General features: G+C 69.3%; 18 protein-coding genes. 14 read left to right on the forward strand and 4 right to left on the reverse strand.

The window, feature by feature from the left end:
- Nucleotides 1-34 precede the first annotated feature (34 nt).
- The gene (locus tag B4V06_RS09860) at nt 35-1,702 is read left to right on the forward strand and encodes a dihydrolipoamide acetyltransferase family protein (protein ID WP_498169528.1); all 1,668 of its coding nucleotides are present in this window, start codon (nt 35-37) and stop codon (nt 1,700-1,702) included.
- Complete coding sequence (gene lpdA, locus B4V06_RS09865; RefSeq protein ID WP_123113699.1) at nt 1,702-3,129, forward strand: dihydrolipoyl dehydrogenase; 1,428 nt, start codon at nt 1,702-1,704, stop codon at nt 3,127-3,129. Before B4V06_RS09860 ends, lpdA begins: the two co-directional genes overlap by 1 nt.
- 29 nt (nt 3,130-3,158) lie before the next feature.
- Here the strand turns inward: lpdA and B4V06_RS09870 are convergent, their stop codons facing one another.
- Nucleotides 3,159-3,356 carry a CopZ family metallochaperone gene (locus B4V06_RS09870; RefSeq protein WP_498169531.1) on the reverse strand — a complete coding sequence of 66 codons (198 nt, stop codon included), beginning with the start codon at nt 3,354-3,356 and terminating at the stop codon, nt 3,159-3,161.
- Nucleotides 3,357-3,488: 132 nt separating this feature from the next.
- Here B4V06_RS09870 and B4V06_RS09875 point away from each other — a divergent pair, with 132 nt between their 5' ends.
- The 6 genes from B4V06_RS09875 (at nt 3,489) to B4V06_RS09900 (ending at nt 13,362) form a co-directional block, all read left to right on the forward strand.
- Nucleotides 3,489-4,103: an AsnC family transcriptional regulator gene (locus tag B4V06_RS09875; protein ID WP_498169534.1), complete on the forward strand. Its 615-nt coding sequence runs from the start codon at nt 3,489-3,491 to the stop codon at nt 4,101-4,103.
- A 633-nt stretch (nt 4,104-4,736) separates the two neighbouring features.
- Complete coding sequence (locus B4V06_RS09880) at nt 4,737-7,448, forward strand: heavy metal translocating P-type ATPase (protein ID WP_498169537.1); 2,712 nt, start codon at nt 4,737-4,739, stop codon at nt 7,446-7,448.
- A 376-nt stretch (nt 7,449-7,824) separates the two neighbouring features.
- A complete protein-coding gene (locus B4V06_RS09885) occupies nt 7,825-8,151 on the forward strand; it encodes a DUF5783 family protein (protein ID WP_123113703.1) in 327 nt (108 codons plus the stop codon).
- Between the two features lie 117 nt (nt 8,152-8,268).
- Complete coding sequence (locus tag B4V06_RS09890; RefSeq protein ID WP_123113704.1) at nt 8,269-8,646, forward strand: NifU family protein; 378 nt, start codon at nt 8,269-8,271, stop codon at nt 8,644-8,646.
- 188 nt (nt 8,647-8,834) lie between these two features.
- Nucleotides 8,835-9,254 (forward strand): PPC domain-containing DNA-binding protein, encoded by a 420-nt coding sequence (locus B4V06_RS09895; protein ID WP_123113705.1) that lies wholly within the window; start codon nt 8,835-8,837, stop codon nt 9,252-9,254.
- A gap of 16 nt (nt 9,255-9,270) precedes the next feature.
- A complete protein-coding gene (locus tag B4V06_RS09900; protein WP_498169542.1) occupies nt 9,271-13,362 on the forward strand; it encodes a DNA-directed DNA polymerase II large subunit in 4,092 nt (1,363 codons plus the stop codon).
- Nucleotides 13,363-13,868: 506 nt separating this feature from the next.
- Here the strand turns inward: B4V06_RS09900 and B4V06_RS09905 are convergent.
- The gene (locus B4V06_RS09905; RefSeq protein WP_498169544.1) at nt 13,869-14,513 is read right to left on the reverse strand and encodes a bifunctional 4-hydroxy-2-oxoglutarate aldolase/2-dehydro-3-deoxy-phosphogluconate aldolase; all 645 of its coding nucleotides are present in this window, start codon (nt 14,511-14,513) and stop codon (nt 13,869-13,871) included.
- A gap of 266 nt (nt 14,514-14,779) precedes the next feature.
- Here B4V06_RS09905 and B4V06_RS09910 point away from each other — a divergent pair, with 266 nt between their 5' ends.
- Nucleotides 14,780-16,969, forward strand: a complete 2,190-nt coding sequence (locus B4V06_RS09910) for an elongation factor EF-2 (protein WP_498169546.1) — start codon at nt 14,780-14,782, stop codon at nt 16,967-16,969.
- A 119-nt stretch (nt 16,970-17,088) separates the two neighbouring features.
- On the opposite strand, the gene B4V06_RS09915 is transcribed toward B4V06_RS09910, so the two are convergent.
- Complete coding sequence (locus tag B4V06_RS09915; protein WP_498169549.1) at nt 17,089-17,745, reverse strand: hypothetical protein; 657 nt, start codon at nt 17,743-17,745, stop codon at nt 17,089-17,091.
- A gap of 208 nt (nt 17,746-17,953) precedes the next feature.
- Here B4V06_RS09915 and B4V06_RS09920 point away from each other — a divergent pair, with 208 nt between their 5' ends.
- From B4V06_RS09920 to rpsJ, 5 genes are all read left to right on the forward strand, one after another.
- Nucleotides 17,954-18,121 (forward strand): hypothetical protein, encoded by a 168-nt coding sequence (locus B4V06_RS09920; protein ID WP_158606072.1) that lies wholly within the window; start codon nt 17,954-17,956, stop codon nt 18,119-18,121.
- Nucleotides 18,118-18,705: an amino acid-binding protein gene (locus tag B4V06_RS09925; protein WP_123113710.1), complete on the forward strand. Its 588-nt coding sequence runs from the start codon at nt 18,118-18,120 to the stop codon at nt 18,703-18,705. The genes B4V06_RS09920 and B4V06_RS09925 overlap by 4 nt, the downstream gene beginning before the upstream one ends.
- Complete coding sequence (locus tag B4V06_RS09930; RefSeq protein ID WP_498169553.1) at nt 18,702-19,688, forward strand: homoserine dehydrogenase; 987 nt, start codon at nt 18,702-18,704, stop codon at nt 19,686-19,688. The genes B4V06_RS09925 and B4V06_RS09930 overlap by 4 nt, the downstream gene beginning before the upstream one ends.
- A 197-nt stretch (nt 19,689-19,885) precedes the next feature.
- Nucleotides 19,886-21,151 (forward strand): translation elongation factor EF-1 subunit alpha, encoded by a 1,266-nt coding sequence (gene tuf, locus B4V06_RS09935; protein WP_123113712.1) that lies wholly within the window; start codon nt 19,886-19,888, stop codon nt 21,149-21,151.
- A 3-nt stretch (nt 21,152-21,154) separates the two neighbouring features.
- Nucleotides 21,155-21,463: a 30S ribosomal protein S10 gene (rpsJ, locus tag B4V06_RS09940; protein WP_004048854.1), complete on the forward strand. Its 309-nt coding sequence runs from the start codon at nt 21,155-21,157 to the stop codon at nt 21,461-21,463.
- A gap of 69 nt (nt 21,464-21,532) precedes the next feature.
- Here rpsJ and B4V06_RS09945 read toward each other — a convergent pair whose 3' ends face one another.
- The gene (locus tag B4V06_RS09945; RefSeq protein WP_498169558.1) at nt 21,533-22,093 is read right to left on the reverse strand and encodes a rhomboid family intramembrane serine protease; all 561 of its coding nucleotides are present in this window, start codon (nt 22,091-22,093) and stop codon (nt 21,533-21,535) included.
- Nucleotides 22,094-22,165: the final 72 nt, after the last annotated feature.

The raw sequence follows: 22,165 nt of genomic DNA on the forward strand, positions 1-22,165 counted from the left end.
AGATCCACCACATGACAGTCGCGGAGGTCGACGCATGACAGTCGAGGAGTTCAGGCTGCCCGACGTCGGCGAGGGCGTCGCGGAGGGCGAGCTGGTGTCGTGGCTCGTCGCCCCCGGCGACCGCGTCGAGGAGGACCAGCCGGTCGCGGAGGTCGAGACGGACAAGGCGCTCGTCGAGGTCCCGTCGAGCTACGACGGGACCGTCGAGGAGCTGTTCGTCGAGGAGGGCGAGATGGTCCCCGTCGGCGACGTGATCATCTCGTTCCGCGTCGACGATGTGGGCGCCGAGGAGCCGACCGACGAGACCGGCTCGGCCGCCCACGAGGAGGAGGCCGACGAGGCGAGCCCGGATGCGAGCGACCCGGAGCCGGCCGAGGCGGACGCCGCCGTCGAGTCGGAGCCGGAGACGCCCAGCGGCCGCACCTTCGCGCCGCCGTCCGCCCGCCGGCTCGCGCGCGAACTCGGCGTCGACGTCGCCGCGGTCGACGGGAGCGGCCCCGGCGGCCGCGTCACCGAGGCCGACGTGCGGGCGCACGCGGAAGGAGGAGGCGGGAGCGCCGAGGCTGGCGGCCCCGGCGACGACGCCCCCGAACCGCGGCCCGCGCCGACGCCGACCGACGTCGGCTCGGGCGACCGCGAGTCCGCAGTGAGCAAGCGCGGCGAGGAGGGCGCCGCCGAGCCCTCGGCGACCGCCGATTCCGGCGCGGCCCCCGAGCCGGCCGGCCGCGAGACGACGCTCGCGACGCCGGCGACGCGGAAGCTTGCGCGCGACCTCGACGTCGACGTCGACGACGTGCCGACCGACGAGACCCGCGACGGCGAGGCGTTCGTCACGGGCGAGGACGTGCGGGCGTACGCCGACGCGCTGGAGTCGGGGACGGCGGCCGAGTCGGCGCCCGAACCGGAGCCGGTCGACTTGGACAGCACGGCGGCCGCGACCGCTGACGCGGGCACGCCCGCGGCGAGCGCGTCCGCCGCCGGCGACGAGGCGACCGCGCCCGACGCGGGCGACGAGACCGTCCCCTACCGCGGGGTGCGCCGCACCATCGGGAAGCAGATGGAGCGATCGAAGTTCACCGCCCCGCACGTCAGCCACCACGACACCGCCGAGGTCGACGCCCTCGTGGCGGCGCGCGAGGAGCTGAAACCGCAGGCGGAGGAGGCCGGCGTGAAGCTCACCTACATGCCGTTCGTGATGAAGGCGATCGTCGCGGGGCTGAAAGAGCACCCCTACCTCAACAGCGAGCTGCGCGAGGACGACGAGGAGATCGTCTTAAAAAAGGAGTACAACCTCGGGATCGCGGTCGCGACCGACGCCGGACTGATGGTCCCCGTCGTCGACGACGTCGACGAGAAGGGGCTCTTCGAGCTGGCCGCGGAGGTGCGCGACCTCGCGACGCGCGCCCGGGAGCGGACGCTGAAGCCCGCGGAAATGAAGGGGAGCACGTTCAGCGTCACCAACTTCGGCGCCATCGGCGGGGAGTACGCCACGCCGATCATCAACTACCCCGAGACCGCGATCTTAGGGCTCGGCGCCATCGAGGAGCGGCCGGTCGTCCGCGACGGCGAGGTCGTCGCGGCGCCGACGCTGCCGCTGTCGCTGTCGATCGACCACCGCGTCGTCGACGGCGCGGTGGCGGCCGAGTTCGCGAACACCGTAATGGAACACCTTGAACACCCGCTGCTGCTGTTGACTCAATAATGGTCGTCGGAGACATCGCAACCGGAACGGAAGTACTGGTGATCGGGGGCGGACCGGGCGGCTACGTCGCCGCCATCCGCGCCGCGCAGGAGGGGCTCGACACGACGCTCGTCGAGAAGGACGCCTACGGGGGTGCCTGCCTGAACCGCGGCTGTATCCCCTCGAAGGCGCTGATCACGGGGAGCGGCCTCGCCCACGAGGCCGGAAACGCGGAGTTCATGGGGGTCCACGCGGACCCCGCCGTCGACATGGGGAAAATGGTCGAGTGGAAAGACGGCGTGGTCGACCGGCTGACGAGCGGCGTCGAGAAGCTCTGTAAGGCCAACGGCGTCAACCTCGTGCCGGGGACCGCCTCGTTCGTCGACGAGCACACCGCGCGCGTCGCTCACGGCGGCGAGGGGCAGGGCTCCGAGTCGATCGAGTTCGAACACGCGATCGTCGCGACCGGGTCGCGCCCGGTCCAGATCCCCGGCTTCGACTTCGCCGAGGACCACGTCTGGACCTCCGCCGACGCGCTCGACGCCGACACCGTCCCGGACCGACTCGGGATCGTCGGCGGCGGCTACATCGGCATGGAGCTGGCGACGACGTACGCGAAGCTCGGCGCCGACGTGACCGTCGTCGAGATGCTCGACGACATCCTCGACCCCTACGAGGACGACGTGAAGCGGATCGTCCGCAAGCGCGCCGAGGAGCTGGGCGTCGAGTTCTCCTTCGGCGAGGGCGCGAGCGAGTGGTCCGAGGCGGCCGACGGCGGCTACCTCTTGCACACGGAAACGGACGAGGGAGAAGAGTCGACGTACGGCGTCGATAAAATCCTCGTCGCCGTCGGCCGCCAGCCGGTCACGGACGGGCTCGACCCGGAGAACGCGGGGATCGAGACGGACGACCGCGGCTTCATCGAGACGGACGACCGGACGCGGAGCGCGGTCGAGCATATCCACGCCGTCGGCGACGTCGCCGGCGAGCCGATGCTCGCGCACGCGGCCTCGACGGAGGGGATCGTCGCCGCCGAGGTGATCGCCGGCGAGCCGGCCGCGCTCGACCAGCAGGCGATCCCCGCGGCCGTCTTCACCGACCCCGAGATCGGGACGGTCGGCATGACCGAGGCGGAGGCCGAGGCCGAGGGGTTCGACCCGGTCGTCGGCGAGATGCCGTTCAACGCCTCCGGGCGCGCGATGACGACGGGCCACACCGAGGGGTTCGTCCGGCTCGTCGCCGACGAGGAGACCGGCTTCGTGCTCGGCGGGCAGATCGTCGGGCCGGAGGCCTCCGAGCTGGTCGCCGAGGTCGCGCTCGCGATCGAGATGGGGGCGACGCTGGAGGACGTGGCGGCGACGGTCCACACGCACCCCACGCTCGCGGAGGCGGTGATGGAGGCCGCGGAGAACGCCCGTGGCCAGGCGATTCACACGCTGAATCGGTAGTCGCGAGCCGAGTCGACTGCTACGTTTTTTTAAGCGGACGCGTCGTAGCCCGCCTCGTCCACCGCGGCCACGAGCGCGTCCGGGTCGGCGTCGCCCTCGACGGTCGCCGACGCGCTCTCGCGGTCGGCGCTCGCGCGCTCGACGCCCGCGACCCCCTCGAGCGCCTCCGCGACGCTCTGCTCGCAGTGTTCACAGGACATCCCTTCGACGGTGAGCGTTCGGCTCATGACGCCTACCCGTACGCGGGGAAGACGTTTGTCGTTTATTGCTTCGCGACAGCGGCTCCGCGTCCGTTTTGACTTTGGAATCGTAAGCGAACCGGGGCAACCGTCTTGTGTCGCGAGGTCGTCGTCTCGGGTATGCGCGACCTCGACGAGACGGACTTGGAGATCCTGTCGCTGCTGGCCGAGGACGCCCGCCGGCCGTTCAGCGAGATCGGCGAGCGCGTGGGGCTGTCGGGACCGGCGGTCTCCGACCGCGTCACGCGGCTGGAGGAGACCGGCGTCATCCAGGGGTTCACGGTCGACGTCGACCGCACGAAGCTCCGGGCGGGCGTCCCCGTGTTGGTGGACGTGGAGCTGCCGGTCGGCGGCGCGTCGTCCGACGGGGCGGCCCCCCTCGACGAGGCCCGCGAGCGCGCCCGGGAGGCCGACGCCGTCGAGCACGTGTTCGTCACGGCCGAGGGCGACCTCCGGGTGTACGCCCGCGTCGACGGGCGGACCGCGCGGGAGTGGGTCGCCGGCCTGTTCGACGGGATCGCCGTCGACGACTACGCCGTCACGCTGGTCGACGAGTTCGAGTGGACGCCCTCGATCGAGGGCGTGGAGTTCGCGCTGACCTGCGCGGAGTGTTCGAACACCGTCGACAGCGAGGGAGAGACGGCCCGAATCGACGACGAGGTGTACCACTTCTGCTGTCCGTCTTGCCTGTCGCGGTTCCGAGAGCGGTACCAGCGTCTGGAGGAAGGGGCGTAATTCGGCGGAGCGGTCGGTCTCCCTCCCGCTCGGTTTCGTTCCGTTTTCGAGCCCGTGGCTGCCTCCGAAGTCTCAGTGGCTCGTTTATAAGTGTCTAGTGGCTATGCGGAGCACACCTCCAAAGCCCCAGCCGGCGAGGCGGGCGCACGCTCGCTGTCGTTCGAGACGCCAAAGGCGTCTCGTGATGACGAAACGGCTTCGCCGTTTCGAACCACGCGCTTCGGTCGCTCGCGTTGCTCGCTCCCTGCAGTGCTTACGTCGTCATCAGAACGCGAAGCGTTCTGATTGGCTCACGAGAGCAAAGCTCTCGTGAACGCCTGTGCCCGCCTCGCCGGCTGCCCCTTTGAGTCCCACCTGCCCCCAACAGCACAGCACCTCACGCCTCCCCAACCTCGTCGGACCGGCGCCGCGGCGCCGGTCCGACTCCCTCGCGCGTGCTTCTCGCGGGCCGACGGCCCGCTCGGAGGCGCGCGCCACCGCCTTTTTAAGAGCGGTTTCGCCCCTCGTCCCGCCCTCATCTCTCACTGACGCCTTGTCCGTCCCGGTCGCTTTGGAATCGAAGGTTACGCCCCGATCGAACCCCCCGATCTCGAAGCAGAAAACCGCCTAAGGGGGGAACACGTAGTAGTACACATGCCAACGAGAACAGCCCACCTGAACGTCACGGGGATGTCCTGCGCCAACTGCTCGGCGTCGATCGAGGACGCCCTCGGCGACCTCGACGGGGTGGCGTCGGCGAACGCCAACTACGCCACCGACGAGGGGTCGGTCGAGTACGACCCCGAGGCGGTATCGCTCGGCGAGATATTCGACGCGATCGAGTCCGCGGGGTACGGCGCGGTCACCGAGACCGTCACCGTCGCGATCACGGACATGTCCTGCGCGAACTGCGCGGAGGCCAACGCGGACGCCCTCGAATCGACGCCCGGCGTGATCGAGGCGACCGTGAACTACGCGACCGACGAGGCGCAGGTCAGGTACAACCCGGCCGACGCCTCGCTCGGCGACCTCTACGACGCGATCGAGTCGGCGGGCTACTCGCCGGTCCGGGAGCGCGACGAGGACGGCGACGGGGCCGACGGTGAGGGGTCGAGCGGCGACTCCGGTCAGGACGCCCGCGACGCGGCCCGCGAGGAGGAGATCCGCAAACAGCTCCGGCTGACGCTCTTCGGGGCGGTCCTCTCGGCGCCGCTGCTGCTGTTCATGGCCGACCACCTGCTGCTCGACGGGGCGCTCTTCCCGGAGACCGTCTTCGGCGTCTCGGTCGGCTGGGTGCAGTTCCTGCTCGCGACGCCCGTGCAGGTCGTCTTAGGCCGCCCGTTCTACAGGAACTCCTACAAGGCGCTCGTGACGAACGGGCGCGCCAACATGGACGTGCTGATCGCGCTGGGGTCGACCACCGCGTACGTCTACTCCGTCGCGGTCCTGCTGGACGTGATCGCCGGCGGGGTCTACTTCGACACGGCGGCGCTCATCCTCGTGTTCATCACGCTCGGTAACTACCTCGAGGCCCGCTCGAAGGGACAGGCCGGCGAGGCGCTCCGCAAGCTCCTGGAGATGGAGGCCGACACCGCCACGCTCGTCGACGAGGACGGCAACGAGGAGGAGGTCCCCCTCGACGAGGTCGAGGTCGGCGATCGGATGAAGATCCGCCCGGGCGAGCAGATCCCGACGGACGGGGTCGTCGTCGACGGCCAGAGCGCGGTCGACGAGTCGATGGTGACCGGCGAGTCCGTCCCGGTCGAGAAGGAGGCGGGCGACGAGGTGGTCGGCTCCACGATCAACGAGAACGGCGCGCTCGTCGTCGAGGCGACCAAGGTCGGCGCGGACACCGCCCTCCAGCAGATCGTCCGGACGGTGAAGGAGGCGCAGTCGCGCCAGCCCGATATCCAGAACCTCGCCGACCGGATCTCGGCGTACTTCGTGCCGGCGGTCATCGCCAACGCGGTCCTCTGGGCGGCGGTCTGGTTCCTGTTCCCCGAGGCGCTCGCCGGGTTCGTCGACGGGCTCCCGCTGTGGGGGCTCGTCGCGGACGGTCCGGCGGCCGCCGGCGGCGGCGTCTCGGTCTTCGAGTTCGCCATCGTCGTGTTCGCTTCCGCCGTCCTCATCGCCTGTCCCTGCGCGCTGGGACTGGCGACGCCAGCCGCGACGATGGTCGGCACCACGATCGGCGCCGGCAACGGCGTCCTGTTTAAAGGCGGTGACGTGCTCGAACGCGCCAAGGACGTCGACACCGTCGTCTTCGACAAGACGGGGACGCTCACCGAGGGCGAGATGGAGCTGACGGACGTGGTCGCGTTCGACCGCGACGGCAACCCGATCCCCGACGGCGGGACGGCGTCGCAGACGGACGCCGGCGAGGGCGACCTCGCGAGCCCGGACGCCGACCGCCTCGGGGAGAACGACGTGCTCCGGCTCGCCGCGATCGCCGAGCGCGGCAGCGAGCACCCCCTCGCGCGCGCCATCGTCGAGGGCGCCCGCGAGCGCGGCCTGGAGGTCCCCGACCCTGACGACTTCGAGAACGTCCCCGGTCACGGGGTCCGCGCGACGGTGGAGGTCTCCGGCTTTGCCGGAGGCTCGTCGGACTCGTCCGACGGTGGCGACGAGGTCTTGGTCGGCAACCGCAAGCTGCTGGCGGACGAGGGGATCGACGCCTCGCCCGCGGCCGAGACGATGGAACGCCTCGAACGCGAGGGGAAGACGGCGATGCTCGTCGCTCGCGTGCCCGCTGGCACGAACGAGGGCGAGCTGGCCGGCGTCGTCGCCGACGCCGACACGGTCAAGCCGAGCGCGGCGGACGCCGTCGCCGCGCTTCGCGACCGCGGCGTCGACGTGATGATGATCACCGGCGACAACGAGCGTACCGCCCGCGCCGTCGCCGAGCGGGTCGGGATCGACCCCGAGAACGTCCGCGCCGGGGTCCTCCCCGAGGACAAGTCCGACGCCGTCGAAGCGATCCAAGCTGACGGCCGACGGGCGATGATGGTCGGCGACGGCGTCAACGACGCGCCGGCGCTCGCGGTCGCCTACGTCGGGACCGCCATCGGCTCGGGAACCGACGTCGCCATCGAGGCCGCGGACGTGACCCTGATGCGGGACGACCCGCTGGACGTGGTGAAGGCCATCCGCATCTCCGACGCGACGCTCCAGAAGATCAAACAGAACCTCGTGTGGGCGCTCGGGTACAACACGGCGATGATCCCGCTGGCGTCGCTCGGACTGCTTCAGCCCGTGCTCGCCGCCGGCGCGATGGCGTTCTCCAGCGTGAGCGTCCTCACCAACAGCCTGCTGTTCCGCCGGTACGAGCCCGACCACGACTACCGGCTGCTCGGCCGGTTCCGGTAGTCGCCGCGTCCCTCTCTTCTCCGAACCCTACCGACCTGTAACCCGGAGTGCTACCGGAACGACCCCTGTGACGTCCTCGTCCGGCCGGTCCGCCGGTCGTGCTCGGGGTCGCCGGTCGTGCTCGGAGTCGCCATGTCGGTCTGTCGATCGACGCACTCTCGGTTCCGCCTGCCGCACTCGCCGTCCCGCCGCCACCGGCCCTCGATCCGGCCACATCTTTTGATATAGCATTATATGATTTAATTAGTGTCTGCCGGCCGGACCGACGCTCGACGAGGCCCCTCCGTCTCCAGCGCCGACCCCGATGCTATCGGTCGGTTCCGCCGTCTCGCCGGCGATCGACCGGCTTTTTCATCGCGGGGCCCTCGGACCCGACATGGCCGACGAGTTCGACCCCGAGAAGTTCGAGGACAAATACGCCCACTACTTCAATGAGCTCCAGCGGGCGTACAAGAACGCGTTCAACCACATGAACGAGCGCCACGACTCCCAGTTGATCCACGGGATCGACCAGACGATACTCAACGAGTCCGAACCCTTCTACGAGGACGGCGAGTTCTACGTCGAGCTCCCCGAGAACCCGCGCGACCGGCTGGAGGGCGTGCTCGTCGACGACGAGACGTTCGAGGAGACGCTCGAGGAGTACGTCGAGCGGATCGAAGCGGAGCTTCACCGGACGTTTCAGGTCGACCGACCGGAGTGACGGGACCCCTCTCGCCGTCGATACCCGCCTCTTCGTCGGCGCCTGCGTGTGACCCCTGAGCGGGGTCGCATTCCGGCGAACCAAAGGCATAAGCCCGCCGCCCGCCAACTCGCTGGCATGAGCACGGACACAGCCGACGGGGAAAACGAGCTCCGCGAGCGGATCACGAACTTCCTGCGGCGCAACTTCCCGCAGATCCAGATGCACGGCGGGAGCGCCGCCATCAACCACCTCGACCGCGAGAGCGGCGAGGTCACGATCCAGCTCGGCGGCGCCTGCTCCGGCTGCGGTATCTCACCGATGACGATCCAGGCGATCAAGTCCCGGATGGTCAAGGAGATCCCGGAGATCGAGACCGTCCACGCCGATACGGGCATGGGCTCGGGCGCCGACGGCGACCTCGGCGGGACCAGCAGCGGCGGCACGTCGCCGTCGTTCCCCGGCGAGACGACCGACGACGGCGGCGACGACGAAGGCCCGCAGGCCCCGTTCTGAACCGGTCCAGTACTCTTTCGCACCCCGTTTTCCCTCGTTTTTGACGCCATAGCGACGGTTTCTGTGAGTTGCCCGTCCGTCGCGATTTCTCAGGTATAAATCTAATGGCGCTATATCAATTCGGTTCGAGTCGGTCACGCGCGCCGCGACTGAAGCCTTTTTGCCCCCGGCGGCCGTGGGCGGTTCCTATGCACCACCGGGAAGTCGAGACGACGGCGGAGTACGTCGCGCGGTTCGAGACCGGCGCCGACTGGCGCGAGGAGATCGAGGACCTCGCCCGCGCGGAAGACGTCGAGGCGGGCTGGTTCACGGCGCTCGGCGCCGTCCAGGACGCGGACGTCTGGTTCTACGACCAGGAGGACACCGAGTACCAGTCGGTGACGTTCGACGAGCCGCTGGAGGTCGCCGCCTGCGTCGGGAACGTCTCGCTGCTCGACGGGGAGGTGTTTGCGCACACCCACGCCGTGCTGTCGCGGCCGAGCGGGCAGGCGCTCGCCGGCCACCTCGACTCCGCGACGGTCTGGGCGGGCGAATGCCACCTCCGCGCGTTCGACGAGCCGCTGGAACGGTCGCACGACGCGACCACCGACCTCGACTTATGGCTGTGAGGCGGGTCTCGCGGCGATGAGACCCGACGACGAGCGATACTTCGCCCGGATCGAAGACCGGCTCGACGAGGCGCTGGAGCTCGCGGAGACGGCGAAGGGACAGGGGTACGACCCGGAGCCCGAGGTCGAGATCCCCGTCGCCCGCGACATGGCCGACCGCGTCGAGAACATCCTCGGCATCGACGGCGTCGCGGAACGCGTCCGCGAGTTGGAAGGCGAGATGTCTCGCGAGGAGGCGGCCCTGGAACTCGTCACCGACTTCGTCGAGGGGACGGTCGGCGACTACGACTCCCGCGCGGGGAAGGTCGAGGGCGCGGTCCGGACCGCGGTCGCGCTGCTCACCGAGGGGGTCGTCGCCGCGCCGATCGAGGGGATCGATCGGGTCGAGCTGCTGGAGAACGACGACGGCACCGAGTTCGTCAACGTCTACTACGCCGGTCCGATCCGGTCGGCGGGCGGGACCGCGCAGGCGCTCTCTGTGCTCGTCGCCGACTACGCCCGCTCGCTTTTGGGCATCGACGAGTACAAGCCGCGCGACGTGGAGGTCGAGCGCTACGCCGAGGAGATCGCCCTCTACGACAAGGAGACCGGACTCCAGTACACGCCGAAGGACAAGGAGTCGAAGTTCATCGCCGAGCACATCCCCATCATGCTCGACGGGGAGGCGACGAGCGACGAGGAGGTCTCCGGTTTCCGCGACCTCGAACGCGTCGACACCAACTCCGCGCGCGGCGGGATGTGCCTCGTCGCCGCCGAGGGGATCGCGCTGAAGGCCCCGAAGATCCAGCGGTACACCCGCGACCTCGACGAGGTCGACTGGCCGTGGCTCCAGGACCTGATCGACGGGACGATCGGGACAGACGGGTCCGGCGCGAGCGACGAGGGGGGCTCGGACGGCGAGTCGCTCGACTCGGACGGGGACGTGGGGGACGACGCGAGCGAGGGCGACGAGAGCGAGTCGGAGTCCGGCGGCGAGGCGCCCGACGGCCCGCCGCGCGCGAAGCCCTCGCAGAAGTTCCTCCGCGACCTGATCGCGGGTCGCCCCGTGTTCACCCACCCGAGCGAGGCGGGCGGGTTCCGGCTCCGGTACGGTCGCGCGCGGAACCACGGGTTCGCGACCGGCGGGGTTCACCCGGCGACGATGCACCTCGTCGACGACTTCCTCGCGGCCGGCACGCAGATCAAGACGGAGCGCCCGGGGAAGGCCCACGGGGTCGTCCCCGTCGACTCCATCGAGGGGCCGACGGTCCGGCTCGCGAACGGCGAGGTCCGCCGCATCGACGACCCCGAGGAGGCGAAGGAGGTCCGAAACGGCGTCGAGAAGGTGCTCGACTTAGGCGAGTACCTCGTCAACTACGGGGAGTTCGTCGAGAACAACCACCCGCTCGCGCCCGCCTCGTACGTGTACGAGTGGTGGGTCAAGGAGTTCGCCGACGCCGGCGCGGACGTGCAGGCCCTGCGGGACGACCCCCACGTCGACCTCGAACACCCCGACGTCGACGAGGCGCTCGCGTGGGCGCGCGAGTACGACTGCCCGCTCCACCCGGAGTACACCTCCCTCTGGCACGACGTGTCGGTCGCGGCGTTCGAGGCGCTCGCCGAGGCGGTCGCCGACGGCGACGTGGTCGAGGGCGTCCTCGCGATCGAGCGCACGGAGACGACGCAGGGGGCCTTGGAGTCGCTGCTGGTCGAGCACACCGCCACCCCGGACGCCCTCCGGGTCCCGACGTGGCGCCCGCTCGCGCGGTCGCTCGGTGTCGACGATGGTCTCCGGAAGACGTGGGAGGAGAGCGACCTCTCGGCGGCGGCCCGCGAGTGGGCCGACGGCGAGAACGCCGTGAAGGCCGTCAACGAGGTCGCGCCCTTCGAGGTGCGCGAACGCGCACCGACCCGGATCGGGAACCGGATGGGCCGCCCCGAGAAGTCGGAGAGCCGCGACCTCTCCCCGGCGGTCCACACCCTGTTCCCGATCAACGAGGCCGGCGGCCCCCAGCGCGACGTCGCCGAGGCCGCGAGCGTGATGGACGACTCGGGCCACCGGGGGCGGCTGGAGGTCGAGGTCTCCGACCGGGTCTGTCCCGACTGCGGCGAACACACCTACAAGGCCCGGTGTCCGGACTGCGAGGTCCACACCGAGCCCCACTACGAGTGCGGCGACTGCGGCACCGTCTGCGAGCCCGACGAGGCCGGTCGCGTCGAGTGCCCGCGCTGCGAGTGGGAGGTGCGCGCGGCGACGTACCAGGAGGTCGACCTCAACGACGCGTACCGCTCCGCGCTGGCGAACGTCGGCGAGCGCGAGGCGTCCTTCGAGATCCTCAAGGGGGTCCAGGGGCTCACCTCGCGGAACAAGACCCCCGAGCCGATCGAGAAAGGCATCCTGCGCGCGAAGAACGGCGTCACGTCGTTCAAGGACGGCACCGTCAGGTACGACATGACGGACCTCCCGGTCACGTCCGTCCGGCCCGAGGAGCTCGACGTCACCGCCGACCACCTCCGGGAGATCGGCTACGAGACCGACATCGACGGCGAGCCCCTGCGCCACGACGACCAGCTCGTGGAGCTCCGGGTCCAGGACATCGTCCTCTCGGACGGCGCGGCCGAGCACATGCTGCGGACCGCCGACTTCGTCGACGACCTGCTCGAACAGTTCTACGGGCTTCCGCGGTTCTACGAGGTGAACGAGCGCGACGACCTCGTCGGCGAGCTCGTCTTCGGGATGGCGCCGCACACGAGCGCGGCAACTGTCGGAAGAGTGGTAGGATTTACGTCGGCGGCCGTCGGATACGCGCATCCGTACTTTCACGCCGCCAAACGAAGGAACTGTTTCCACCCGGAGACGGAAATCGAGTATCGAGACGACGCGGGTTGGCACCGCGAGACTATCGAAGCCTTCGTTGAGGATCGGCTGGACAATCCGCGAACCGATGACTTCGGAACGCTCGTGGACGAACTCGACGGCTCGATCGAAGTCCCTTCGATCGACGAACGCGGAAACAGGTCGACACAGTCGGTGACTGCCGTCTCAAAACACCTGAGTCAGGACCACCTTGTCCGGGTCGAGACCCGGGGTGGACGCTCAATTCGCGTGACGCCCGACCATACGATGCTGCGAGCCGAGGACGGGCGTGTTCGGAAGGTCGCCGCGAACGAACTGGAGATCGGTGATTTGGTTCCAGCGACGACTCTCGATTACGAGACGTCGGCGGAAGTCGCCGCTGATGTGGCTGCAGATGGAGGGATCGAGACGGACGTAGTCGACTCGGTGGAATTCCTCGAAAGCGACGTCGAACACACCTACAATCTCACGGTCGCCGAGACGCACACCCTCGCGGCGAACGATTTACTGGTCGCTCAGTGCGACGGCGACGAGGATTGCGTGATGCTCCTGATGGACGGACTTCTCAACTTCTCGAAAGAATTTCTCCCCGACCAGCGCGGGGGGCGCATGGACGCGCCCCTCGTGATGTCCTCGCGGATCGACCCCTCCGAGATCGACGACGAGGCGCACAACATGGATATCGTGCGCGAGTACCCGCGCGAGTTCTACGAGGCGACGCTGGACCTGACGGACCCGGAGGAGCTGGAAGACCGGATCCAGCTCGGCGAGGACACGCTCGGGACCGACGAGGAGTACCACGGGTTCGACCACACCCACGACACGACGGACATCGCGATGGGGCCGGACCTGTCTGCGTACAAAACGCTCGGGGACATGATGGAGAAGATGGACGCGCAGCTGGAGCTGGCCCGGAAGCTCCGCGCGGTCGACGAGACCGACGTGGCCGAGCGGGTCATCGAGTACCACTTCCTGCCGGACATCATCGGGAACCTCCGGGCGTTCTCGCGGCAGGAGACGCGGTGTCTCGACTGCGGCGAGAAGTACCGCCGGATGCCGCTCTCGGGCGACTGCCGCGAGTGCGGCGGGCGCGTGAACCTCACCGTCCACCAGGGGTCGGTGAACAAGTACGTCGACACCGCCATCGAGGTCGCCGACCGGTTCGGCTGCCGGCCCTACACGAAACAGCGGCTGAAGGTGTTAGAGGAGTCGCTCGAATCGATCTTCGAGGACGACACCAACAAGCAGTCCGGCATCGCCGACTTCATGTAGGGGTTGCGGGCGAAGACGCGCTTTTCGAAAGCTTCCGAGTGATTGTCGCCTCCGTCTGTCCTTTATAAAGAACCGATCTCGATCTGGCGGTGAACACCTCCAAAGCTCCATCAGCTCATTTATACGCGGTTGATGATAGATCGGCGGAGAGCACCTCCAAAGCCCCAGCCGCGAGGCGGATGCACGCTCGCTGCGCTCCTCGGTCGCTCACTTTGTTCGCTCCCTGCGGTGTCGCCGGCGGCTTCGCCGCCGGCTGCCCGTGGCGCTACGCGCCACGCTGCTTACGTCGCCTGCGTCCGCCTCGCGGCTGCCCCTTTGAGTCCCACCCCGACCGCACCGCAACCGCACCTCACGCCTCCCCAGCCTCGCGGTTCGCGCTCTCCGAGCGCTCACCGCGTCCCTCGCACGCGCACCTCGTGGCCGCCGAGGGCGGCCACTCGAAGGCGCGCGCCACCGCTGCTGCCGTATTTATTTGTTTATAACGAGACCGTCGCTATTGCGTCGCCTCAGTCGTCTGCGCGCGCCTCCTCGACCACGTTCACGAACTCTCGAGCCGTTTCGGTGATCGACTCGTAGTCGCCGCGCTCGGCGGCGTCGTAGTCGACGAGGGCGCCGCCGGCGCCGACCGCGAACGCGCCGGCGTCGATGTAGTCGGCCGCGTTGCCGGGGCCGACGCCGCCGGTCGGCATCATCGGGATCTGGCCGAGCGGTCCCTTCATCGCGCCGAGGTGGGCCGGACCGACGGTCTTCGCGGGGAACACCTTCACGAAGTCGGCGCCGGCTTCGTACCCTCGGATCGCCTCGGTCGGCGTCATCACGCCGGGCGCGGTGACGGCGCCGTAGCGGTTGCAGGTCTCGATCACGTCCTCGTGGAGGCTCGGCGAGACGACGAACTCGGCGCCGGCCATCAGGGTCGTCCGGGCGGTCTCGCTGTCGAGCACGGTGCCGGTGCCGACGACGACCTCGTCGCCGAACGAGCCCGTCACCGCTTCGAGCTTCCCGGCGACGTCTGGCGTGTCCGCGGTGATCTCGACGGCGGTGACCCCGCCCTCGCGGAGCGCCTCCGTGATCCCGATGAGCTGGTCGGCCTCGACCCCGCGCAGCACCGCGACGACGCCGGTGTCGGCGAGCCGCGAGAGCGTCTCGTTCATACGCCTCGGTTCCCCACCGAGCACTTAAATCCGCGTGGAGACGGCCGCGGTCGTCTCGCGGCCGTTCGTCTCGCCCACCCATCCCGAACCGCGTGGCTCGCGCTCACCGAACCGCGCGGCTCGCGCTCACCGAATCGTGCTGCCCACACGCATCGAATCGTGCGACCGATCGACACGAAATCTCCGGCGATCAGGGGTGATCCTCGGCGAAACGGCCGCGGAGAAACACTACCCTTTTGACCCTGCTATCGGTAACAAGCGGTATAATGGGCCGACGCAAGAAGATCGTTCAAGAGTGCGAGCGGCTGATGGACACTCCGGAGAACATCCGGAACATCGCCATCGCCGCCCACGTCGACCACGGCAAGACGACGCTCTCCGACAACCTGCTGGCCGGTGCCGGCATGATCTCCCAGGACACCGCGGGCGAGCAGCTCGCGATGGACACGAAGGAGGACGAGCAGGAGCGCGGCATCACCATCGACGCGGCGAACGTCTCGATGACCCACGAGTACGAGGACACCAACCACCTCATCAACCTCATCGACACCCCGGGCCACGTGGACTTCGGGGGCGACGTCACCCGCGCGATGCGCGCGGTCGACGGCGCCTTAGTGGTCGTCGACGCCGTCGAGGGCGCGATGCCGCAGACGGAGACGGTGCTCCGGCAGGCGCTCCGCGAGGGCGTGAAGCCGGCGCTGTTCATCAACAAGGTCGACCGCCTCATCTCCGAGCTTCAGGAGGGGCCTCAGGAGATGCAGGAGCGGCTGATGTCCGTCATCGCCGACGTCAACGAGCTCATCCGCGGGATGGCCGAGAACATGGACGACATCCCCACGGACTGGACCGTCTCCGTCGAGGACGGGACGGTCGGCTTCGGCTCCGCGCTGTACAAGTGGGGCGTCTCGATGCCGTCGATGCAGCGGACCGGCATGGACTTCGGCGACATCATGGAGCTCGAACAGAACGACAAGCGCGAGGAGCTCCACGAGCGGACGCCGCTCTCGAACGTCGTGCTCGACATGGTCTGCGAGCACTTCCCGAACCCGGTCGACGCCCAGCCTCGTCGTGTCCCGCGCATCTGGCGCGGCGACGCGGACAGCGAGCTGGCCGACACGATGCGGATGGTCAACGAGGACGGCGAGGTCGTCTTCATGGTCACCGACATCTCCATGGACCCGCACGCGGGCGAGATCGCGACGGGCCGCGTCTTCTCCGGCACACTGGAGAAGGGCCAGGAGCTGTACGTCTCCGGGACCGCCGGCAAGAACCGCATCCAGAGCGTCGGGCTCTTCATGGGGTCCGAGCGCGAGGAGGTGGACCGCGTCCCGGCCGGGAACATCGCGTCCGTCACCGGACTGCGTGACGCCATCGCCGGTTCCACGGTCTCGTCCGTCGAGATGACGCCGTTCGAGTCGATCGAGCACATCTCCGAGCCGGTCATCACGAAGTCCGTCGAGGCCCAGAACATGGACGACCTGCCGAAGCTCATCGAGACGCTCCAGCAGGTCGCCAAGGAGGATCCGACGATCCAGATCGAGATCAACGAGGACACGGGCGAGCACCTCATCAGCGGGCAGGGCGAGCTCCACCTCGAAGTGATCACTCAGCGGATCCGCGACAACCAGGGCATCCCGGTCATCACCGGCGAGCCGATCGTCGTCTTCCGCGAGCAGCCCCAGGAGTCCTCCCGCGAGGTCGAGGGGCAGTCGCCGAACCGTCACAACAAGTTCTACATCACCGTCGAGCCGATGGACCAGGACATCGTCGACGCCATCCAGCTCGGCGAGGTCTCGATGGACATGCCCGAACTGGAGCGCCGCGAGGCGCTGCAGGAGGCCGGCATGGACAAGGACACCTCGCAGAACGTCGAGGACATCCACCGGACCAACATCCTCATCGACGACACGAAGGGGATCCAGCACCTCAACGAGACGATGGAGCTCGTCTTAGAAGGGCTCCAAGAGGCGCTCGACGACGGGCCGCTCGCCGCCGAGCCGGTCCAGGGGTCGCTGTTCCGCCTGCACGACGCGAAGCTCCACGAGGACACCATCCACCGCGGGCCCGCGCAGGTCATCCCCGCCGTCCGCGACGCGGTCCACCGCGCGCTGATCGACGGCGAGGTCCGCCTGCTGGAGCCGATCCAGGACGTCCGGATCGACGTGCCCTCGGAGCACATGGGCGCCGCGTCCGGCGAGATCCAGGGCCGCCGCGGCCGCGTCGACGACATGTACCAGGAGGGCGACCTGATGGTCGTCGAGGGCATCGCGCCCGTCGAGGAGATGATCGGCTTCTCCTCCGACATCCGCTCGGCCACCGAGGGCCGCGCCTCGTGGAACACCGAGAACGCGGGCTTCCGCGTCCTCGTCGACAACCTCCAGCGCGAGAAGATCATGGAGATCCGCGAGCGCAAGGGGATGAAGCTCGAACTGCCGCAGTCGATCGACTACTTCTAAGTCGGCGACGCGGTCCGCGGTCGCGGTCTGCTTCGGGTTAGCGGACTCCGCTTTTGCGGCGTTTCCTCGTGACCGAGAGATCTCTCCCGCCGAATCCGGATGGGCTCTCGCGGTCGCGGTCACCCGACGAAGGTGACCGTCTCCGTGATCTCGCACCGAAGCGTCCCGGCCTCGATCCGGCCGCCGACCCCCCGAAGCCACGTTTTCAGTATCGGAACGGTAACGGTCGACTCCATGGTCGCGTCCGCACTGGTTCCGTCGCCGTCGGCGGGCCCCGAGTAGTTCAGGATCGGATTCACGGCTCCCCGGCCGCTCCCGGCGTCGAACGCGTGGCGGATCTCGGTGCGTCCGGTCACGTCGCGGTCCGACGTGTCCCCGTACGCGTTGGCGTTCGAGAAGAAGACCGTCCCCGCGCCGTTCGTGCCGAGGCGGAGCGAGAGGCGCGGTCGTCCGAGGGTGTAGGTCCAGTCCGGGTCGTCGTCGTCCACGATCGCCTCGTAGCTGACGATGCGGATCCCCTCGTCGTCGAACCGGTCGGAGCCGTCGTTCGGCCCCTGAACCGTCAGCACGAGGGTCGCGTCGATCCCCTCGTCGTCGACCCGGTCGGTGTCCTCGTCGATGATCGCCCAGTCCCCGTGCCCGCCCTCGACGGGAGGGCCCCACGAGGGCGGTTCGTCCCGCGATTCGGTCGCTTTCACCGCCAGATCGGCTCCGACCAATCCCGTCATCGCGAGCGCGATGTACGTCAGCACCGGTCGCCTGTCGGTGGAGGGCATCAGCGCTGACGGTACCGCCGCCATCCGAAAATTCTTTTTGCCCGTTTCGAGGGCTGTACACCCACCTCGTCCGGGGGCTCGACGGAACTCCTCCCTCCCCGTCGGACCGTCCCCGCCGCTCTCCGTGCCGTAAGTTCACACGGAACGAAGCGAGGCAACGCCTGCCATCGCCGAAGGCTTATACCGGATCCCCCGACTCCTTTCTGGTATGCAGACGGGCACGACTCCCGCTCGGCGCACCGCGACGGAGCCAGCAAGCGACCGCTCCGCGCCGCCGACAGGACCGTGCCGGACGCCGACCACAGCGGCGATCGCGCCGCTGGCGACGGTCATCCCCGGTGTCGATCCGGCGGGCCCCGCGGAGGTGGCGGCGTGAGCGACGCGCCCGAGGGAGTCGACGGCCGGGCGGATGACGATCCCACCCCAGACGGCGGGCACGCCTCGGCGACGCCGTCGACGCACACGGTGCGGCTCGAGCTCGTCGACGAGCCGGGGCAGTTGCTCGCCGCCCTCCAACCGATCGCCGACAACGGGGGGAACCTCCTCTCGATCTACCACGAGCGCGGGAACAAGACCCCGCGCGGTCGGATCCCGGTCGAAGTCGACTTCGAAGCCACGCAGGAGCGCTTCGAGGGGATCGTCGAGGCCCTCCGGAGCGAGGGCGTGAACGTGATGCAGGCGGGGACGGAGCGGTACGCCGAGGAGGTGACGCTGCTGCTGTTCGGCCACCTCATCGACACCGACCTCTCCGACACGCTCTCGCGGATCGAGGCGTGCGCGTCGGCGTCGGTCGCCGACGTGTCGCTCGCGGCCCCCCAGGGGACCGAGGAGGCGTCGAGCGCGCGGCTTCGCCTAGAGGCCCGCGCCGGCGAGACGGAGGCCGCGCTCGCGGCGGTCCGGGAGCTGGCCGAGGAGAAGGAGCTACGCCTGGTCGAGCCGCTCACGGGGGTGGAGGCGTGAGACTCGCCGTCGTCGGCGCGGGCGCGGTCGGGCGCTCTGTCGTCGACCTCGCGAGCGAGTACGGCCACGAGGTCGTCGCCGTCGCGGACTCCTCGACGGCGGTCGTCGCGGACGGGACGGGCGGCCGGGACGCCGGCGTCGACCCCGACGCCGTCGTGGCTCGGAAGGCGGAGCGGGGGATCGTCGGCGACGCCGACCCCGCGGACGCGCTGGCGGCCGACTACGACGTCCTCGTCGAGGCGACGCCGACGACCCTCGGCGACGCCGAGCCCGGCTTCTCGCACGTGACTCGCGCGCTGGAGCGCGACCGCCACGCCGTGCTCGCGAACAAGGGCCCGGTCGCGGAGCGCTTCGGCGACCTGCGGGCCGCCGTCGACGACAGCGCGGGCGAGATCCGGTTCGAGGCGACCGTCGGCGGGGCGATCCCCGCGGTCTCGACCGTCGAGGACATCGAGCCCGGCCACGTCACCGCGGTCCGCGGCGTACTCAACGGGACGGCGAACTTCATCCTCACCCGGATGGCCGCGGAGGGGCTCGACTACGAGCACGTGCTCGCGGAGGCGCAGGACCTCGGCGTCGCCGAGGCCGACCCCTCCTTCGACGTCGACGGGACCGACGCCGCGCTCAAGTGCGTCATCCTCGCGAACGTGCTCTCGTTCGGCGCGGCTGACGACCCGGCCGACGCCCGGGAGTTCACGCTCGACGACGCCGACGTGGCGGGGATCCGCGACGTGCCCGGTTCGGCGCTCCGGCTCGCCGCCGAGGACGGCCGGACGGTCCGGCTTATCGGCGAGGCGACCGGGGAGACCGTCCGGGTCGCTCCGCGGCTCGTCCCCGAGAACGGGACGCTCGCGGTCTCCGGGACGCAGAACATCGTCCAGATCGAGACCACGCACGCCGGCCGGCTCAACATCTCGGGCCGGGGCGCCGGTGGTCCGGAGACCGCGAGCGCGGTGCTCGGAGACGTCGGCCGGTTGGAGTAGCCGCTGCCGCTCCGGTCGGGTCGATTCCGACGCGGTCAGCTCCCGCTATCGCGACCCCGCCCATGCGTCGCGCTGCCGTGCCCCGCGTTGTCGAGAATCGCCCGACTGCGGCGCGATACTCTGTGGGCCGTATCGAAACCGTTTTAGTGGAATCAACCGAAACTTACTCACAGAGCGCCTTAGCGCGTGATTACCCCATGAGTGACAAACCGCACCAGAACCTGGCCATTATCGGCCACGTCGACCACGGCAAGAGTACGCTCGTGGGTCGCCTCCTCTTCGAGACGGGGAGCGTCCCCGAGCACGTAATCGAGCAGCACCGCGAGGAAGCCGAAGAGAAGGGCAAGGGCGGCTTCGAGTTCGCCTACGTGATGGACAACCTCGCCGAGGAGCGCGAGCGCGGCGTCACGATCGACATCGCCCACCAGGAGTTCGACACGGACAACTACTACTTCACCATCGTCGACTGCCCGGGCCACCGTGACTTCGTGAAGAACATGATCACGGGCGCCTCGCAGGCCGACAACGCGGTGCTCGTCGTCGCGGCCGACGACGGCGTCGCGCCCCAGACCCGAGAGCACGTGTTCCTGGCCCGCACGCTGGGCATCAACGAGCTCATCATCGGCGTCAACAAGATGGACCTGGTCGACTACCAGGAGTCCACCTACAACGAGGTCATCGAGGAGGTCAAGAACCTGCTCAACCAGGTCCGCTTCGCGACCGACGACACGACCTTCGTGCCGATCTCCGCGTTCGAGGGCGACAACGTCTCCGAGGCGTCCGAGAACACGCCTTGGTACGACGGCCCCACTCTGCTGGAGTCGCTTAACGACCTGCCGGAGTCCGAGCCGCCGACGGACGCGCCGCTCCGACTCCCCATCCAGGACGTCTACACCATCTCCGGCATCGGGACCGTCCCCGTGGGACGCGTCGAGACCGGGATCCTCAACACCGGCGACAACGTCTCCTTCCAGCCGTCCGACGTGGGCGGCGAAGTGAAGACGGTCGAGATGCACCACGAGGAAGTGCCCAAGGCCGAGCCCGGTGACAACGTCGGGTTCAACGTCCGCGGCATCGGCAAGGACGACATCCGTCGCGGCGACGTCTGTGGTCCGGCCGACGATCCGCCGAGCGTCGCCGAGACGTTCAAGGCGCAGGTCGTCGTCATGCAGCACCCGTCGGTCATCACGGCCGGGTACACGCCCGTCTTCCACGCCCATACGGCGCAGGTCGCCTGTACGATCGAGTCGATCGATCAGAAGATCGACCCGTCCTCCGGCGAGGTCGCCGAGGAGAACCCGGACTTCATCAAGTCCGGCGACGCCGCGGTCGTCACCGTGCGCCCCCAGAAACCGCTCAGCATCGAGCCGTCCGGCGAGATCCCGGAACTCGGCAGCTTCGCCATCCGCGACATGGGTCAGACCATCGCGGCCGGCAAGGTGCTCGAAGTCAACGAGCGATAATCGATGCAGCAGGCACGCGTCCGCCTCGCCGGCACGAGCCCCGAGGACCTCGACGACATCTGCGACGACGTCCGCGAGATCGCGGACTCGACGGGGGTCGCCCTGTCGGGCCCGATCCCGCTGCCGACGAAGACGCTCGAGATCCCGTCGCGAAAGTCCCCGGACGGTGAGGGGACGGCGACGTGGGAGCACTGGGAGATGCGCGTCCACAAGCGTCTGATCGACATCGACGCCGACGAACGCGCGCTCCGCCAGCTCATGCGCGTCCAAGTGCCGAACGACGTCAGCATCGAGATCGTTCTCGAAGACTAAGCGCTAGGGCGTATTTCCGCTCTCTTCGTTTTATTTACCGTCGCCAGCGGCGGCGCCGTCGCTCCGTTTTCACCGAACGTCCAATACCCCCACGCGTCCCGCGAGGAGCCCGCAGAACGCGCCGGTCGCGTGGGCGATCAGGGCGACGCCCGGCGCCGCGGTCGTCGCGGTGAGCGCGACGGCGGCGAGCCCGAACAGCGCGAACTGCGCGCGCGGCGGGAGCCGCAGTCGGTCGAACAGCGTCGCGGTCACGACGTTGCCGGCGAGCAGGTAGCCGCCGATCGCGAAGACGGCGCCGCTCAGTCCCAACACGGCGGTCGGCGGACCGATCAGCCCGCCGAGCGTCACCTGCGCGATCCCGGCAACCGCCCCGGTCGCCACCACGAACGCGTGGAAGCGGGGCCGCGTCGTCCGCCGTTCGACGAGCGGGCCGACGAGGAGCAGCGCGAGCCCGTTCGCCAGCAGGTGACCGATCGACCCGTGCGCGTACACGCTGGTGACGATGGTCCAGGGAGCGACGGACAGCGGGGCCGCGAGCGCGAAGACGCCCGCGAGGCCGACGAGGCGCAGCGCCCCCTGCGCGACCCCGACGAGCGCGGCGGCCGCGAGGGTTTCGAGGGTGGCGCGCATCGGCGGGACGTTCGCGTCGGACCGACTTAAACGCCGCCGCGGCTTGCCGACGGCGGCGCCGCGTCCCGACGG

Source organism: Halorubrum sp. B53 (genome assembly GCF_059752395.1).